16 protein-coding genes and 1 pseudogene are annotated in these 12,944 nt (G+C 72.1%); 7 read left to right on the top strand and 10 right to left on the bottom strand.

Going from position 1 to position 12,944, the window contains the following annotated elements:
* Positions 1–188: 188 nt before the first annotated feature.
* From H5965_RS00915 to H5965_RS00895, 5 genes and pseudogenes are all read right to left on the bottom strand, one after another.
* Positions 189–875, bottom strand: a pseudogene (locus tag H5965_RS00915) (molybdopterin-dependent oxidoreductase); the annotation flags it as partial.
* Complete coding sequence (locus tag H5965_RS00910; RefSeq protein WP_310967173.1) at positions 872–1,897, bottom strand: LLM class flavin-dependent oxidoreductase; 1,026 nt, start codon at positions 1,895–1,897, stop codon at positions 872–874. The gene H5965_RS00910 and the pseudogene H5965_RS00915, both read right to left, overlap by 4 nt.
* Positions 1,894–2,385, bottom strand: coding sequence for an SRPBCC family protein (locus H5965_RS00905; protein ID WP_310967172.1), 492 nt, complete (start codon positions 2,383–2,385; stop codon positions 1,894–1,896). The genes H5965_RS00910 and H5965_RS00905 overlap by 4 nt, the downstream gene beginning before the upstream one ends.
* 61 nt (positions 2,386–2,446) lie before the next feature.
* A complete protein-coding gene (locus H5965_RS00900; protein WP_310967171.1) occupies positions 2,447–2,950 on the bottom strand; it encodes a helix-turn-helix domain-containing protein in 504 nt (167 codons plus the stop codon).
* 40 nt (positions 2,951–2,990) lie between these two features.
* The gene (locus H5965_RS00895; RefSeq protein ID WP_310967170.1) at positions 2,991–3,380 is read right to left on the bottom strand and encodes a cupin domain-containing protein; all 390 of its coding nucleotides are present in this window, start codon (positions 3,378–3,380) and stop codon (positions 2,991–2,993) included.
* A 43-nt stretch (positions 3,381–3,423) separates the two neighbouring features.
* Between H5965_RS00895 and H5965_RS00890 the strand changes: the two genes are divergently transcribed.
* Entirely contained in the window at positions 3,424–4,389 is a 966-nt protein-coding gene (locus tag H5965_RS00890; protein WP_310967169.1) for a helix-turn-helix domain-containing protein, read from the top strand.
* Here H5965_RS00890 and H5965_RS00885 read toward each other — a convergent pair.
* On the bottom strand, positions 4,346–4,963 hold the full coding sequence (locus tag H5965_RS00885; RefSeq protein ID WP_310967168.1) for a TetR/AcrR family transcriptional regulator: 618 nt from the start codon (positions 4,961–4,963) through the stop codon (positions 4,346–4,348). The two genes, H5965_RS00890 and H5965_RS00885, sit on opposite strands and share 44 nt — an antisense overlap.
* A 90-nt stretch (positions 4,964–5,053) precedes the next feature.
* Between H5965_RS00885 and H5965_RS00880 the strand changes: the two genes are divergently transcribed.
* The 3 genes from H5965_RS00880 (at position 5,054) to H5965_RS00870 (ending at position 7,036) form a co-directional block, all read left to right on the top strand.
* On the top strand, positions 5,054–5,488 hold the full coding sequence (locus H5965_RS00880) for a GNAT family N-acetyltransferase (protein ID WP_310967166.1): 435 nt from the start codon (positions 5,054–5,056) through the stop codon (positions 5,486–5,488).
* A 101-nt stretch (positions 5,489–5,589) separates the two neighbouring features.
* Entirely contained in the window at positions 5,590–6,477 is an 888-nt protein-coding gene (locus H5965_RS00875) for a hypothetical protein (RefSeq protein ID WP_310967164.1), read from the top strand.
* Between the two features lie 229 nt (positions 6,478–6,706).
* Positions 6,707–7,036: a hypothetical protein gene (locus H5965_RS00870; protein ID WP_310967162.1), complete on the top strand. Its 330-nt coding sequence runs from the start codon at positions 6,707–6,709 to the stop codon at positions 7,034–7,036.
* Here the strand turns inward: H5965_RS00870 and H5965_RS00865 are convergent.
* Positions 7,025–7,861 carry an EamA family transporter gene (locus tag H5965_RS00865; RefSeq protein ID WP_310967160.1) on the bottom strand — a complete coding sequence of 279 codons (837 nt, stop codon included), beginning with the start codon at positions 7,859–7,861 and terminating at the stop codon, positions 7,025–7,027. The genes H5965_RS00870 and H5965_RS00865 overlap by 12 nt on opposite strands.
* On the bottom strand, positions 7,861–8,379 hold the full coding sequence (locus tag H5965_RS00860) for a MarR family winged helix-turn-helix transcriptional regulator (protein WP_310967158.1): 519 nt from the start codon (positions 8,377–8,379) through the stop codon (positions 7,861–7,863). The genes H5965_RS00865 and H5965_RS00860 overlap by 1 nt, the downstream gene beginning before the upstream one ends.
* A 75-nt stretch (positions 8,380–8,454) precedes the next feature.
* Between H5965_RS00860 and H5965_RS00855 the strand changes: the two genes are divergently transcribed.
* Together H5965_RS00855 and H5965_RS00850 are read left to right on the top strand one after the other, a co-directional pair.
* Positions 8,455–9,849, top strand: coding sequence for a DHA2 family efflux MFS transporter permease subunit (locus H5965_RS00855; protein WP_310967156.1), 1,395 nt, complete (start codon positions 8,455–8,457; stop codon positions 9,847–9,849).
* 81 nt (positions 9,850–9,930) lie between these two features.
* Complete coding sequence (locus tag H5965_RS00850; RefSeq protein WP_310967155.1) at positions 9,931–11,421, top strand: alpha/beta hydrolase; 1,491 nt, start codon at positions 9,931–9,933, stop codon at positions 11,419–11,421.
* 8 nt (positions 11,422–11,429) lie between these two features.
* On the opposite strand, the gene H5965_RS00845 is transcribed toward H5965_RS00850, so the two are convergent.
* Positions 11,430–11,612, bottom strand: a complete 183-nt coding sequence (locus tag H5965_RS00845) for a hypothetical protein (RefSeq protein ID WP_310967153.1) — start codon at positions 11,610–11,612, stop codon at positions 11,430–11,432.
* A gap of 160 nt (positions 11,613–11,772) precedes the next feature.
* Between H5965_RS00845 and H5965_RS00840 the strand changes: the two genes are divergently transcribed.
* Complete coding sequence (locus H5965_RS00840; protein WP_310967152.1) at positions 11,773–12,210, top strand: GNAT family N-acetyltransferase; 438 nt, start codon at positions 11,773–11,775, stop codon at positions 12,208–12,210.
* Between the two features lie 3 nt (positions 12,211–12,213).
* On the opposite strand, the gene H5965_RS00835 is transcribed toward H5965_RS00840, so the two are convergent.
* Positions 12,214–12,891, bottom strand: a complete 678-nt coding sequence (locus H5965_RS00835) for a hypothetical protein (RefSeq protein WP_310967150.1) — start codon at positions 12,889–12,891, stop codon at positions 12,214–12,216.
* Positions 12,892–12,944: the final 53 nt, after the last annotated feature.

The raw sequence follows: 12,944 nt of genomic DNA, 5'->3' as shown, positions 1-12,944 counted from the left end.
TTCGCCGCGAGGATCAGGTCGACGGCCCGTTCGACGTCCACACGGGACACTTCGGCGTGGGCGATCCAGGCGTCCACCGGTACTTTCGCCAGCACGGCGGCGACCTCGTCGAAGCCTTCGGTGTGCTCGGCGAGGAATCGCTGGTCCGCGCCACCCCGTTCGAGCAGCAGCGCGAGGAGCGCGCCCAGCAGGTAGGCGTCGGTGCCCGGCCGCAGCGGGAGGTGCAGGTCGGCCAGCTCCGCGGTCTCGGTGCGCCGCGGATCGATCACGATCATCCGGCGGTCCGGGTCGTTCTTGAGCGTGTTGAGCGCGTGCCGGGCGTTGCTGAACCCGTGCGCCTGCCAGGGGTTGCAGCCGAGCACGACCAGCAGGTCGCAGTGCTCGACGTCCTCGGCGGTGTGCACGATCGTCGAGCCGAACAGGTGCCCGTTGACCCAGAAGTCGCCGGTCTTCTCCTGCGACAGCGCGTTGAAGTGCCGCGTCGAGTTCATCCACTTCAGCAGCGACGTGCCGTAGGCGCCGCCGGAGTGGTTGCCCTGGCCACCGCCGCCGACGTAGGCGAACGAGCCGGGCCGCCCGGCCGCGGTGTCGGCGTCCCGGATCGTGTGCAGCTTCACGGCGATCTCGGCGAGCGCGGTGTCCCAGTCGATGGGCTCGTGCGTGCCGTCGGGACGCCGTCGCAGCGGTGACGTCAGGCGGTCTTCGTGGTCGCCGTACCAGGTCAGCCGCTGGGCCTTCTGGCAGAGGTACCCGGCCGAGCGCGGATGGGCCTTGTCGCCGCGGACGCGGGTGATCTTCCGGCCGTCGAGCTGGACCTCCAGCCCGCAGTTGAGGTAGCAGAGGCTGCACGCGGTGCGGTGCCAGTCGCCGGTCACATCAGCTCCAATGCACGGCCGAGCGTCGTGAGACGCGCTTCGAGCGTTTCGCCGGCCGGGTAGAGCCGGACGGTGTCGATGCCGGCGTCGCGCCAGACGCGCAACCGCTCGCGCACCATTTCTTCGGTGCCGATCAGCGTCGTGCCGAGCACCATTTCGTCGGTGACGAGCGCGGCGGCGCCGTCGCGGTCACCGGCCTGCCAGCGCTCGCGGACCTCGGCGGCGACGTCGGCCCAGCCCTGGCGGCTGTAGGCGTCGTTGTAGAAGTTCGTGCTGGCCGAGCCCATCCCGCCGAGGCTGAAGGCCAGCTCCTTCTTGCGGCTGCCGACCATCGCGCGCAGCTCGTCTTCGTTGTCCGCGAAGGCGACTTCGGCGCCTTGGCAGACGTCGATGTCCTTACGCTCCCTGCCCGCCTTCGCGAGTCCGGCGTCGAGGTGCGCGAAGTACGCGTCGGCGCCTTCGGGGACGAAGCTGGTGCCGAGCCAGCCGTCGGCGACCTCGCCGGTGAGCTCGAGGAGCTTCGGCGACAGCGTCGCGAGGTAGATCGGGATGTCCGGGTTCGGGGCAGTGGACAGCCGCATCGGGCGGGCCTCGCCGGGCCGCGGGATCTCGAACGCCGCGCCGGAGAACGAGATCTTCTCCCCCGCGAACGCCTGGCGGATGATCTCGACGGTTTCGCGCATCCGCGTCAGGGGCTTCGCGAACGGGACGCCGTGCAGGCCCTCGATGACCTGGGGCCCGGACGCGCCGAGCCCCAGCGCGAACCGCCCGCCGGAGAGGTCGGCGAGGGTGAGCGCGGCCTGCGCGATGGCGACCGGCGTGCGCGTGCCGAGCTGGATGATCCCGGAGCCGAGCCGGATCCGGTCGGTGCGGGCGGCGAGGTAGCCGAGCGCGGACGGCGCGTCCGAGCCCCAGGCTTCGGCCACCCAGCAGACGTCGAGGCCGAGTTTTTCCGCCTCCAGCACGAAGTCCAGCGTCGCGCGGGTGTCCTGGGAGAACTCGACGGTCGTCGCGGTTTTCATCGGTTTTCGGCCCGGGCCTTGATCGCGGCGAGGTTGCCCTTCATCGCCGTCTCGAACTCCCGCATCCGGACGAAGACGATCTTCTGTTCCTTCTCCGGCATCCGGTCGATGGCGAACGACAGCCCGGACCGGCCGGGACCCATCCGCATCCACTGGCTCAGGCGCGTGCCGCCGGCGTCCGGCTCGAGGGTGAACTTCCAGACGGCGCTGGGCTCCTCGGGGTCCTGCACGGCCCATGCGAACACGCGCCGCGCTTCGCATTCGACGACGTACGAGGTCGTCTCCCACTCGCCGAACGCGTCGTGCTTGCTGCGGCCGAGGAACTTCCGGCCGACCTCGCACCACTCGACGGACTGGAGCTCCGCGCTCATCTCGGGCATCAGCGAGATGTCCGAGACGATCGGCCAGACCTCCTCGGGCGCGGCGTCGATCCAGGTCGAAACCTCCGCCGTCGGCAGGTCGGCGTACCGCGCACCCGTCCACTCCATCGTGGTCGCTCCCTTTCCTCGGCTGACCACGATAGTTGCGTAGATAGACTGACTCTGTCAATCACTCCTGCCGGGCGAAGCGCTCCTCGACGTCGGGCCGCTGCGCCAGCCGGGGCGGGAAGCCGGGGCCGCGCCGCATCCGCGTGTCGTCGGGCGTCATCGGCTCCCGGCAGCCGGCGCAGACGATTTCGGCGTGCGTGTCGTGCCCGCAGGCGAGGTGGTGGACGGTGATCGGCGGGCCGGCTTCGGTGGCGAGCCACTTGTCGCCCCAGCGGGTCATCGCGAGGAGCACCGGGTAGAAGTCGCGGCCCTTCTCGGTGAGCACGTAGTCGTAGCGCACCGGCTCGGTCTGGTACGGCACCTTTTCCAGCAGGCCCTCGTCGACCAGCCGCTTGAGCCGGTCGGCGAGGGTGTTGCGCGCGATGCCGAGCGCCTGCTGGAACTCGTCGAAGCGGCGCACGCCGTAGAAGGCGTCTCGCAGCACGAGCGGCGTCCACCAGTCGCCGAGCAGATCCATGGTGCGCGCGATCGAGCACGGCCACTGCGCGAACGATGTCCGTTTCATGCGGCCGAGGGTACGCCGTTCCGGGAAGAGACTCAGCAGGTCAGACAAGATGCCCGGTGGTCACGTCCACGTGCTCGGGGACCTCGTCGTGCACGTCGCCGACCGAGAGCGTGCCCGCCGGCTCGACCAGCAGCACGCTCGCGCCCGCCTTCGACGACGGCTTGTGGAACGTGCCCTTCGGGACCACGAAGACCTGCCCGCGGCCGAGCGTGACCACGCGTTCGTCCGGGTCGCGCAGGCCGATCTCGATCTCGCCGTCCAGGACCAGGAAGAACTCGTCGGTGTCTTCGTGGACGTGCCAGACGTGCTCGCCGTCGAACCGGGCGAGGCGGATGTCGTAGTCGTTGACGCGGGTGACGATCCGCGGGCTCCAGGCGGCTTCGAAGCTCGCCAGGACTTCGTTGAGGTCGATCGGGTTCATGCCTCCCATGCTCGACCTGGTGTTTCCCGGGCGCGAGTGCTAGGAATCGCACATGCCGCAAGAATTCTCGCACCGGGTGGTCGCGATCGTCACCGAGGAGTCGAACCCGTTCGAGATGGGCGTGGCGACCGAGCTGTTCGGCCTCCGCCGTCCCGAACTCGACCGGCCCTGGTACGACTTCACGCTGTGCTCGGCGACGCCGGACGTGCGGATGAACCTCGGCATGTTCACGCTCTCCGGCGTCGCCGGCCTCGAGGCGGCCGACACGGCGGACACCTTGATCGTCCCGGCCCGCCCGAACACCGGCGTCCCGACGGACCCGGCGATCATCGCGGCGATCCGCCGGGCACACGACCGCGGAGCCCGCCTGGTGAGCTTCTGCACGGGAGCGTTGGCGCTCGCCGAAGCGGGCGTGCTGGACGGCCGCCGCGCGACGACCCACTGGCAGTGGGCCGCCTCGCTGGCCGCCCGGTTCCCGCGGGTCAGGTGGGAGCCGGACGTGCTGTTCATCGACGAAGGCACCGTCCTGACGGCGGCCGGCAGCGCCGCCTCGCTGGACCTGGGCCTGCACCTCATCCACCGCGACCACGGCGCCGAGGTGGTCAACGCGGTGAGCCGCCGCCTGGTGTTCACCGCCCACCGCGACGGCGGCCAGCGGCAGTTCATCGCCCGCCCGGTGCCCGAGGTCCCGGAGACGTCGCTGGCCCCGGTCCTGGCCTGGGCGTTGGAGCGCCTGGACACCCCGCTGACGGTGACGGACCTGGCCGCGCGGGCGGCGACCAGCCCCGCGACCCTGCACCGGAAGTTCCGCGCGGAACTGGGCACGACCCCCCTGGCGTGGCTGACGACGGAACGGGTGAGCTTGGCGTGCCGCTTGATCGAGCGGGGCGAGCTGAGATTGGACCGGGTGGCCTCGTCGAGCGGCTTCGGAACGGCGGCGAACCTCCGGGCGCAACTCCGACGCCACACGGGCCTCAGCCCGAGCGCTTATCGCCGCCGCTTCGGCCCGGCGGCGTGAAAACAGCGAGCGCCTCGGCCAGCGCGGCCTGCTGCAGCCGGGCCGGATAGGTCCGCGGATCCGCCGCGGCCAGGACGTTCATCCCCTCCACCAACGCCACCAGGCTCTTCGTGGCCAGCTCCAGCCGTTCGTCCGTCCACTCCGGACGGCACGCCGCCACCAACCGGCGGACTCGGGCCAGGAACGAACGGTTCGCCGCCCGGTGGCGCTCGGCCAGGTCCTCGTCGGCCAGCGCCGCCGCCAGGAAACCCACCCAGACGCGGGATTCCTCGTGGTGGCCGTGCGGGAGGTCCACCGCCTGGCCCAGCACCGCCGCGAGCGCGTCCGGCGCGGACGAGCACGCCGCCTCGGCCGCGTCCGCCCGGACCGCCGTGCGTTCGTACAGCAGGTCGCGTGCGTGCAGCAGCAACGCCTTCTTCGTCGGGAACGCGTGCATCACCAGGCCGGTCGTGCAGCCGGCGCGCTCGGCGACCGCGCGCAGCGTCAGGCCCGGCAGGCCGTCGTCGGCGAGGACCTGCCAGGTGGCGTTCGACAGCAGCTCGCGCTGGGCGTGCACGTCTCGCTGCCTGGGCATGGCCCGGAAGCGTAACAGATGCTACGGTAACGCCTGTTACGGAAACGGGAGGGCGGCCTGATGATCGACTGCACACTCACGATCACTCCGGTGACCTGGGACGATCCGGACGCCGTCCGGCTGCGTCAAGCCCAGCGGACCGAGCTCGACGCCCGCTACGGCACCGACGATCACGAGCCCGGCGCCGTCCCGACCGCCGAGACCGTCGCTGTCTTCCTGCTCGCCCGCGACGCCGAAGGCGCCGCCATCGGCTGCGGTGGACTGCGGCTGCTCGGCCCGGGATCGGGCGAGGTCAAGCGCATGTACGTCGAGCCGGCGGCCCGCGGCACCGGTGTCGCGACCGCCCTCCTGCGCGCCCTCGAAGACCACGCGCGGCGCCTCGGGATCACCCGGCTGTTGCTGGAAACCGGCACCGGGCAGCCGGACGCGATCCGGTTCTACCAGCGCGAAGGCTACGAGCCGATCGAGGCGTACGGCCCCTACCGCGGCGAACCGATCTCGCGCTGCTTCGCCCGGGACCTGTGATCGGTTTTCCGATGGCCGGCCCAGGCCGGGCTATTGGCGGCCGGGTGCGCACCGGGCCTACGGTCGACGTACCGCAGCTCTCCACGAACCGGGAGTTTCCCTTGCGCATCAAGCTGATCGGTGCCGCGCTGGCCGTCGCCCTGGCCGTGCCGGCCGCGCCCGCCCAGGCGGCACCGAGGATCATCCCGCTCGACCTCGCCGCCGGGCAGCAGCCCGAGAACATCGCCCTGGAACCCGACGGTTCCGCCGACCTCACCTTCGCCTACACCGGCGAAATCGGCCGGGTCACGCCCGGCGGGCGAATCGGCGTCATCGCCCGGATCCCCGTCCCCGCCGACGGCGACGTCCCGGTGGTGCACCGGAAACTGTTCCTCGGCGGAATCGCCCGCGCCCCGGGCGGCGACCTCTACGTCGCCGTTTCGACCGGCACGGCGGCGACCGGCCTCTACCGCGTCCGCCCCGGAAGCACCCCGACCAAGGTCGCCGCCCTGCCGCCGGCCGGTTTCCACAACGGCGTCGCCCGCGATCCCGCCGGCGGGGACGTCTTCGTCGCCGACTCGTTCGGCTCGGTCGTCCGTCGCGTCTCGCCGCGCACCGGGCGGGTCACCGACTGGGCCACCGGCGAACTGCTCGCCCCGGTCGCCGGCTTCGGCGCGAACGGCGTCAAGGTCCACGACGGCGCGCTCTGGGTGTCCAACCTGGACCGCGGCACGCTCGTCCGGTTCCCGCTCACCGGCGCACCCGGCCGGGTCGTCGCCTCGGGTCTCGGGCCGGTCGACGACTTCGCGTTCCACGGCGGTGACGTCGTCGCCGCCGTCAACCAGGAGAACCGGGTCGTCACGGTCGGCCACGGCGGGATCCGGATCATCCTGTCCACTTCGGACGGCCTGGCCAACCCGACTTCGGTGGCCGTCCGTGGTGACACGCTGTACGTGGCCGACAGCGCATACTTCGGCGGATCGCCCAATCTGCTGCGCACGCGGCTGTGATGAACGTGCATCCGCACGCCGAGTGTGCACGCGCTTTCCTCGATCTTCGGGAAACGGTTGCCGGTGACCAAATCCACCGGTAAGTTGGCGCGGACCCCGGTGTTCGGTCATCGGGGTTCGCGCTGCTCGGCGAAGCGGGGGAGGCTACCGCCGAGAGAGCGCTTTCCGGCGGTATGGGTCGCCGCCGGGCGCAGGAGGGAACAGTGCCTTGGTGTTGCGGGGAACGGTCATGGCCGAACACGTGACCGAGCCGTACGTGGTCGGCCTGGAGGCCATCGCGGGTGAGCTGCTGCGCGGCAAGTGGTGCGTCTACCTGCACGAATGGCTCGGCGACGACCTCGACCTGCCCACCTGGCAGGCGGAAGTGGCCGCCCACGCCGAGCACGCCGGGGTCGAGGTCTGTTTCATCGAAATCCCCCGCAAGGACATGACACTGGTGGCGAACGTGCGCGCGCTGCCCAGTTTCGAGCAGGTCACCGAGTCCGTGGCCGCGCTCGAGCACTACCGGGGGCTCGACGCGGGCAGCCGGAGCGTCGTCTCCCGCCGGTCAGCCCAGTGACACGAGCGCGATCGCCGCGCCCGCGCCGAGCAGCCCGGCGAGCTGGGCCCGGCTCAGCCGTTCCCGCAGGAAGACCAGCGCCAGCAGCACCGGCACCGCCGGGTAGAGCGCGGCGAGCACGGTCGCGACCGCCAGCAGCTGCCGCTGGGCCGCCAGCAGGTAGAGGACGATCGCCGCGCTGCCGCACACCCCGGCGAACGCGGCGGGCCAGCACAGCCGGGACGGCAGCCGCCACGGCGCCCGGGTCGCCGCGACCAGGCCGGCGATGGCGACCACCGACACCGCGCGGCTGAACACCACCGGCCAGGACCCGGCTTCGGCGGGGATCCGCGAGAGCGCGACGAACTGGAGGGCGAAGCCGAGCCCGGCGACGAAGGCGTCCGGGATCCCCGCCGCCGTCCGGCCGGCCCGCTCCCCGCGCGAGCGCGAGACCAGCCACAACGCCGGTACCGCGCAACAGACCCCGGCGAGCGCGAGGCCCGAAAGCCGCTGCCCCAGCAGGACCAGGCCGAACAGGACCGGCAGGACGACGGCGGCGACGTCGCTCGCGGGCACGACCAGGCTCATCGCCCCCTTGCCCATCGCGCGGTAGAGGAAAGCGACGCCGACCCCGGTGCCCGCGCCGGAAAGCGCGCCCCACCCGAGCGACGCCGCGGTGACGGTGCCCGAACCGGCGAACGCGGCGAAGGGCACGGTCACCACCGTGCCCGCGACCTGCGCGTACAGCGAGACGGTCATCCCCGGTGCACGGCGGGAGACCAGCCCGCTGACGAAGTGCGTGATCCCGAAGCACAGGGCCGAGACGAGGGCGAGGACGTTGCCCATCACGGCGTCCCGAGTTCGCGCTGCGCCTGGCCGACCGGGCAGAGCCGGTCCTGCGCGACGCAGCCGGGCCGGTCGCAGAGCCGGCACATCAGGTCGCCCGAGCGGACCTCGGCGTGTAGCCCCCGCAACAGCTGTTCCAGCAACGGCTCCAGAGCGTCCTGATCGGATACCGCGGCCAGGGCGCCGGTCAGCACGTCCTGCCGGGCCTCGAGCGCGCGGTGCGCCGCGGCCCGCCCCGCCCGGGTGAGCACTACGCCGACTGCGCGGCCGCTCTTCGCCTGCCGCCGCACGAGCCCGCGGGCCGCCAGCTGGTCGAGCATCCGGGCGCAGGCCGGCTGGCTGAGCCCGATCCGCCGGCCCAGCTCGGTTCCGCCGAGGCCGGGGAACTCCGCCAGCACGACCAGCGCGGCGGTCCCGCTCGGGCTGACCCCGGCGGCCGCCGCGGCGGCGCCCGTCATCCGGTCGGACAGGTTCAGCACCGCCGCGCCGAGCAGGTTCGCCAGCCGCGTCTCATGCATTACTCATGCATACCCGAGTGCCCGGCACGAAGCAAGGTTGACTTCAACCTTCCTCGAGCTTTTACCGTCGAAGCCATGACCGATCTCCGCACCGCACCGCCGCCGATCCCGCGCACCGTCTGGATCGCCTCCGGGGTGATGGCGCTCGGCGGCTTCCTGGGCAACATGGACGCGTCGATCGTCGCCGTCGGGCTCGAATCGATGCGGGACAGCCTCGGCGTCGCCCTCGTCGAAATCCAGTGGGTCGCGACGGCGTACCTGCTCGGCCTCTCCGCCGCGCTCCCGCTCACGCCGTGGCTCGGGCGCAAGTTCGGCGCCGGGCGGCTGTGGCTCGCCGCGCTGGCCGCGTTCCTGCTCACGTCGGTGGCCTGCGCGCTCGCCCCGGACGCGGTCACCCTGATCGGCTTCCGGGCCGTGCAGGGCATGGCCGCCGGCGTGATGGTCACCGCCGGGCAGACCGTGATCGGGCTGGCCGTCGGCCCGGAACGCCTCGGCCGCACCATGGGCACGCTGGCGCTCGTGGTCGGGCTCGCGCCGGTCGTCGGGCCGAGCGTCGGCGGCTTCCTGCTCGCGCACTTCTCCTGGCCGGTGCTGTTCTGGCTGAACCTGCCCATCGGGCTGCTCGCGTTCGGCCTGGCGCTGCGGTACGTCCCGCGCGGCGACCGGCAGCAGCCGCCGCCGATGGACTGGCCCGGCCTCGCGATGGTGTCGCTCGGCCTGCCCCTGCTGGTGTACGCGCTGACCGAGCTCGGCGCGCCCGGCTCGCTCAACATCGTCCTCGCCGCCATCGGGGCCGCGGCGATGGGCTTGTTCACCTGGTGGTCGCTGCGCACGCCCCACCCGGTCCTGCAACTGCGGCTCGCCGGGCGGCCAGTCATGGGGTCCGCGCTCGCGGCCGTGCTGCTCGGCGGCGCCGGGATGTTCAGCGCCGTCCTGCTGCTGCCGCTGTGGTTCCAGCTCCGGCTCGGCGCCGGGACCGCCGAGTCGGGCGTCCTGCTCGCGCCGATGGGGCTGGCCACGACGGTGTTCGTGTTCGTGGCCGGGCGGCTGACCGACCGCTACGGCGGCGGGACCGTCGCGCTCACCGGGTCGCTGGTGGTGCTGGTGAGCACGGTGCCGCTGCCGTGGTTCGGCCCGGACACGCCGATGTGGCTGGTCCAGGCCGTGCTCCTGGTCCGCAGCGCCGGGCTCGGGCTGTCGATCATGCCCGCGTCGACGGCGGCGTACGCGTCGGTCGGCGCCGCCGAGCTCGGCCACGCCACCGCGCTGGTGAACATCGTGCTGCGCGTGGGCGGCGCGCTCGGCGGCGCGCTGTGCGTGATCGTGCTGTCCCAGGGCCTGGCCGCCGGCCCGGCGACCGGGTTCGGCTGGGCGTTCGGCGTGCTGGGGGCGCTGTGCGCGCTGGGAACGCTGGCCGCGGCCTGGGTCCGGCGGGCCGAGCGGTCGTCCACAGTGGACGCGAAGGCGTGATTCACCTGGGAAGCTGGCGGGATCCCCGGATCGGTGATTTGCTGGAGTCGGTCATGCACTGTCGGTAGGGGAGGACTGACGATGGCGAGGGTGGGCAAGCGGCTGATGACGGCCGTGGCCGTGACGACGATCCTGGGAAGCGTGCTGCTGGCCCCACCGGTGTCGGCGGCGGAATCCGTCGACTGGCGGCCGTGCGCCGACGCGCCCGAGGTCGACTGCGGCACGGTGACCGTGCCGGTGGACTGGGCGCACCCGGACCGGGGCACGACGTCCGTCGCGCTCGCCCGCCGCAAGGCGACGGACCCGCAGGCCCGGATCGGCTCGGTCCTGATGGACCCGGGTGGTCCCGGTGGGTCGGGCACCGAGGAGGTCAAGAACGGCTGGTCGCTCTCGCCCGAGGTCACCCGGCGGTTCGACACCGTGGGGTTCGACCCGCGCGGCGTCGGCGCCAGCACGCGGATCTCGTGCGGGCTCGAGGAGCTGATCGCCGACCACCCGCGCATGCCGCGCAACCAGGCCGATTTCGAGCAGCTCGCGGAGTACAACCGCAAGCTCGGCGAGAGCTGCAACCGCATTTCCGGGCCGCTGGGGCAGTTCGGCGACACGAAGAGCGTCGCGCGGGACATGGACGCCATCCGCGTCGCGCTCGGCGAGCCGAAACTGACGTACTACGGCGTTTCCTACGGGACGCTGATGGGCCAGCAGTACGCGGAACTGTTCCCGGACAAGGTCCGCGCCCTCGTGCTGGACAGCAACATGGACCACTCGCAGTTCACCGCGGGCGAGTTCCTGCTGAGCGAAACCCGCTCGGTGCAAGCGGAATTCGGCGAGTTCGTGGCCTGGTGCGACCGGACGCCGAGCTGCGCGCTGCACGGCCGTGACGTCTCCAAGCTCACCCGCGAACTCCAGGACAAGGCCGCTCGCGGGGAACTGAAGGACCCGCGCAGCGAAGAGGTGCTCCAGCCGCTCGACCTCGCGTCGCTCTTCCAGGGCAACTTCTACGGCCCGAGCTGGGACAGGCTCGCCACCGTCCTCAAGTCGCTCGCGGACGGCACCCCGCCGGCGGCGTCGGCGAAGCTGAGCGACGACATCCCGATCAACTACGTCTTCCAGAGCGTGTTCTGCGACGACTGGCGCATGCCGGTGCACAACTTCGCGGAACTCGAAACCTACCGCCGGGTGTCGGCCGCGTTCGCCCCGGACGTCAAGGTCAACTCCCTGGGCTGGACGGCGGTCACCGGCTGCATCGGCTGGCCGAACCGGACGAGCAACCCGCAGCACCCGCTGCAGGTGCACGGCGCACCGCCGTTGCTGGTGCTGAGCAGCCGGCACGACCCGGCGACGCCGTACGCGTGGTCGCAGGCGGTGGCCCGCCAGACGGGCAACACCCTGCTCACCTACGACGGCTGGGGCCACGGCGCGTACTTCAAGAACAGCTCGTGCGTGACCAAGGCGACCGACGACTACCTGATCACCGGCAAGCTTCCGGCCCGGGGCACGCACTGCCCGGCGGTCGAGCCGGGGACGGCGACGGCGATGCTCGCCCGGCCACCGTCGACGATCGGCTTCTGAAACGGGGCCTACCGCGGCCGGCGCCGCCAGAGACCGGTCACGGCCGCCAGCGCGCGGGCTCCCGGCGACGGGACCCGCGCCGCGGCCTCCGGGCCGATCCGGCGGCGCATGCGGTAGGCGAGTTCCAGCACTTCCAGGTCCTCCGGGCGGCGGCGGCCGCGGACATCCGGGCGCAGCATCAGCTCGCTCACCGTCACGGGCCTGCCACTGGCACGGTGCGCCGTGCGCGCCATCAGGAACCTCCGCTGCTTTCGCCGACCGGGCTCCGCGATTCTATGAATTCGATTCGGGTTCGTCACCTTACTCGTGAGTTGTGTCCGATGCGTGTCCCCCGGGCATTAGCCTCGAACCATGATCACCATTGGGGGCTTGACCGAAACCGACCGCACGGCCTGGGAAAACCTGTTCGCCGGCTACAACACGTTCTACGGCCGGACGCTTGCTCCGGACCTCGTGGACCGGGCGTGGCGCGAGTTCGCGAGCGGGGAACGGATGCACGCCCTCGGCGCGCGGGCCGACGGGCGGCTCGTCGGCATCGTCCACTTCTTCACGCACGTCAGCACCACCTCCGCCGACGTCTGCTACCTGCAGGACCTCTTCACCGATCCGGACGTCCGCGGGCGCGGGGTCGGGCGCGCGCTCATCGAAGCCGTCGCCGAGTGGGCGCGGGCGCAGGGCTGCGTGCGTGTCTACTGGCACACCCAGACGTCGAACACCACCGCGCGGCGGCTCTACGACCAGGTCGCGCTCGACAAAGGCTTCATGCAGTACCAGATCCCGCTCGGCTGACCCTCACCGGCGGTGCCGGCCGCCGCCACCGCATCCGTGGTGGCCGCCGAACGGCAGGCCCGCCGGGCGGCGGCCCGCCGACATCGACGGCCAGTCCGGCCCCTTCGGGCGGCCGCGGGACCACAAGGGAATGTCCGGGATCTCGTGGCGGACCGGCGCCGCCTTCTCCGGCGGCTTCGGTTTCGCTTTCGCCGGTTCCTTCACCTTGTCGACGATCTTCACCGCCCGGACCAGCGTTCCGCGGTGCACCACCGGATTGACGGAATTCGATTCCGGATCGGCGATCACTGGAGTGATTTCGGCCGGCTCCGCGGGCGGCACTGCGGAATCCGGAGGCGTCGGGGCCGCGTGCTTGGCCGGCGGCACGATGACGTCCGCCGGCAACGGGACCAGCGCCACCGCCGGGGGTTCCAAGCCGGCCGGGGGCCAGGCCGCGGCCGTGTCACGGGTGGGAGGCATCGACACCGCCGCGCTGACCCCGCCGGTCAGCGCCAGCGCTCCCGCGACGACCGAGAACATCCGCAACCGCGTCAGCGAGCGCAGGACCTGCGGCTTCTCGCGGTGGCGCGCCCGCGGGAGCACGAGGGTGTCTTCGTCGCGGTAGCGGTCGCGCGGTGCGTCGGACCGGACCAGCAGCTCGGCGACGGTGACCTGCTCTCGGCGCGGAGCCCTACGTGCCATCAAACCCTCCACCTGGGCCGTCCGGACGGGCGGCAACACGTCCGGACGGCCGA

Origin of the sequence: Amycolatopsis sp. 505, assembly GCF_031625235.1 — a bacterium.
Taxonomy (GTDB): Bacteria; Actinomycetota; Actinomycetes; order Mycobacteriales; family Pseudonocardiaceae; genus Amycolatopsis.
The sequence above is the reverse complement of the archived record's forward strand: the minus strand, read 5'-3'. Positions and strand labels throughout refer to the sequence as shown.

What these genes read in the sequence shown, in the direction of transcription:
- H5965_RS00910 (WP_310967173.1), bottom strand. Translation starts at nt 1,897, where the DNA reads ATGAAAACCGCGACGACCGTCGAGTTCTCCCAGGACACCCGCGCGACG.
- H5965_RS00905 (WP_310967172.1), bottom strand. Translation starts at nt 2,385, where the DNA reads ATGGAGTGGACGGGTGCGCGGTACGCCGACCTGCCGACGGCGGAGGTT.
- H5965_RS00900 (WP_310967171.1), bottom strand. Translation starts at nt 2,950, where the DNA reads ATGAAACGGACATCGTTCGCGCAGTGGCCGTGCTCGATCGCGCGCACC.
- H5965_RS00895 (WP_310967170.1), bottom strand. Translation starts at nt 3,380, where the DNA reads ATGGGAGGCATGAACCCGATCGACCTCAACGAAGTCCTGGCGAGCTTC.
- H5965_RS00890 (WP_310967169.1), top strand. Translation starts at nt 3,424, where the DNA reads ATGCCGCAAGAATTCTCGCACCGGGTGGTCGCGATCGTCACCGAGGAG.
- H5965_RS00885 (WP_310967168.1), bottom strand. Translation starts at nt 4,963, where the DNA reads ATGCCCAGGCAGCGAGACGTGCACGCCCAGCGCGAGCTGCTGTCGAAC.
- H5965_RS00870 (WP_310967162.1), top strand. Translation starts at nt 6,707, where the DNA reads ATGGCCGAACACGTGACCGAGCCGTACGTGGTCGGCCTGGAGGCCATC.
- H5965_RS00865 (WP_310967160.1), bottom strand. Translation starts at nt 7,861, where the DNA reads ATGGGCAACGTCCTCGCCCTCGTCTCGGCCCTGTGCTTCGGGATCACG.
- H5965_RS00860 (WP_310967158.1), bottom strand. Translation starts at nt 8,379, where the DNA reads ATGCATGAGACGCGGCTGGCGAACCTGCTCGGCGCGGCGGTGCTGAAC.
- H5965_RS00855 (WP_310967156.1), top strand. Translation starts at nt 8,455, where the DNA reads ATGACCGATCTCCGCACCGCACCGCCGCCGATCCCGCGCACCGTCTGG.
- H5965_RS00850 (WP_310967155.1), top strand. Translation starts at nt 9,931, where the DNA reads ATGGCGAGGGTGGGCAAGCGGCTGATGACGGCCGTGGCCGTGACGACG.
- H5965_RS00840 (WP_310967152.1), top strand. Translation starts at nt 11,773, where the DNA reads ATGATCACCATTGGGGGCTTGACCGAAACCGACCGCACGGCCTGGGAA.
- H5965_RS00835 (WP_310967150.1), bottom strand. Translation starts at nt 12,891, where the DNA reads ATGGCACGTAGGGCTCCGCGCCGAGAGCAGGTCACCGTCGCCGAGCTG.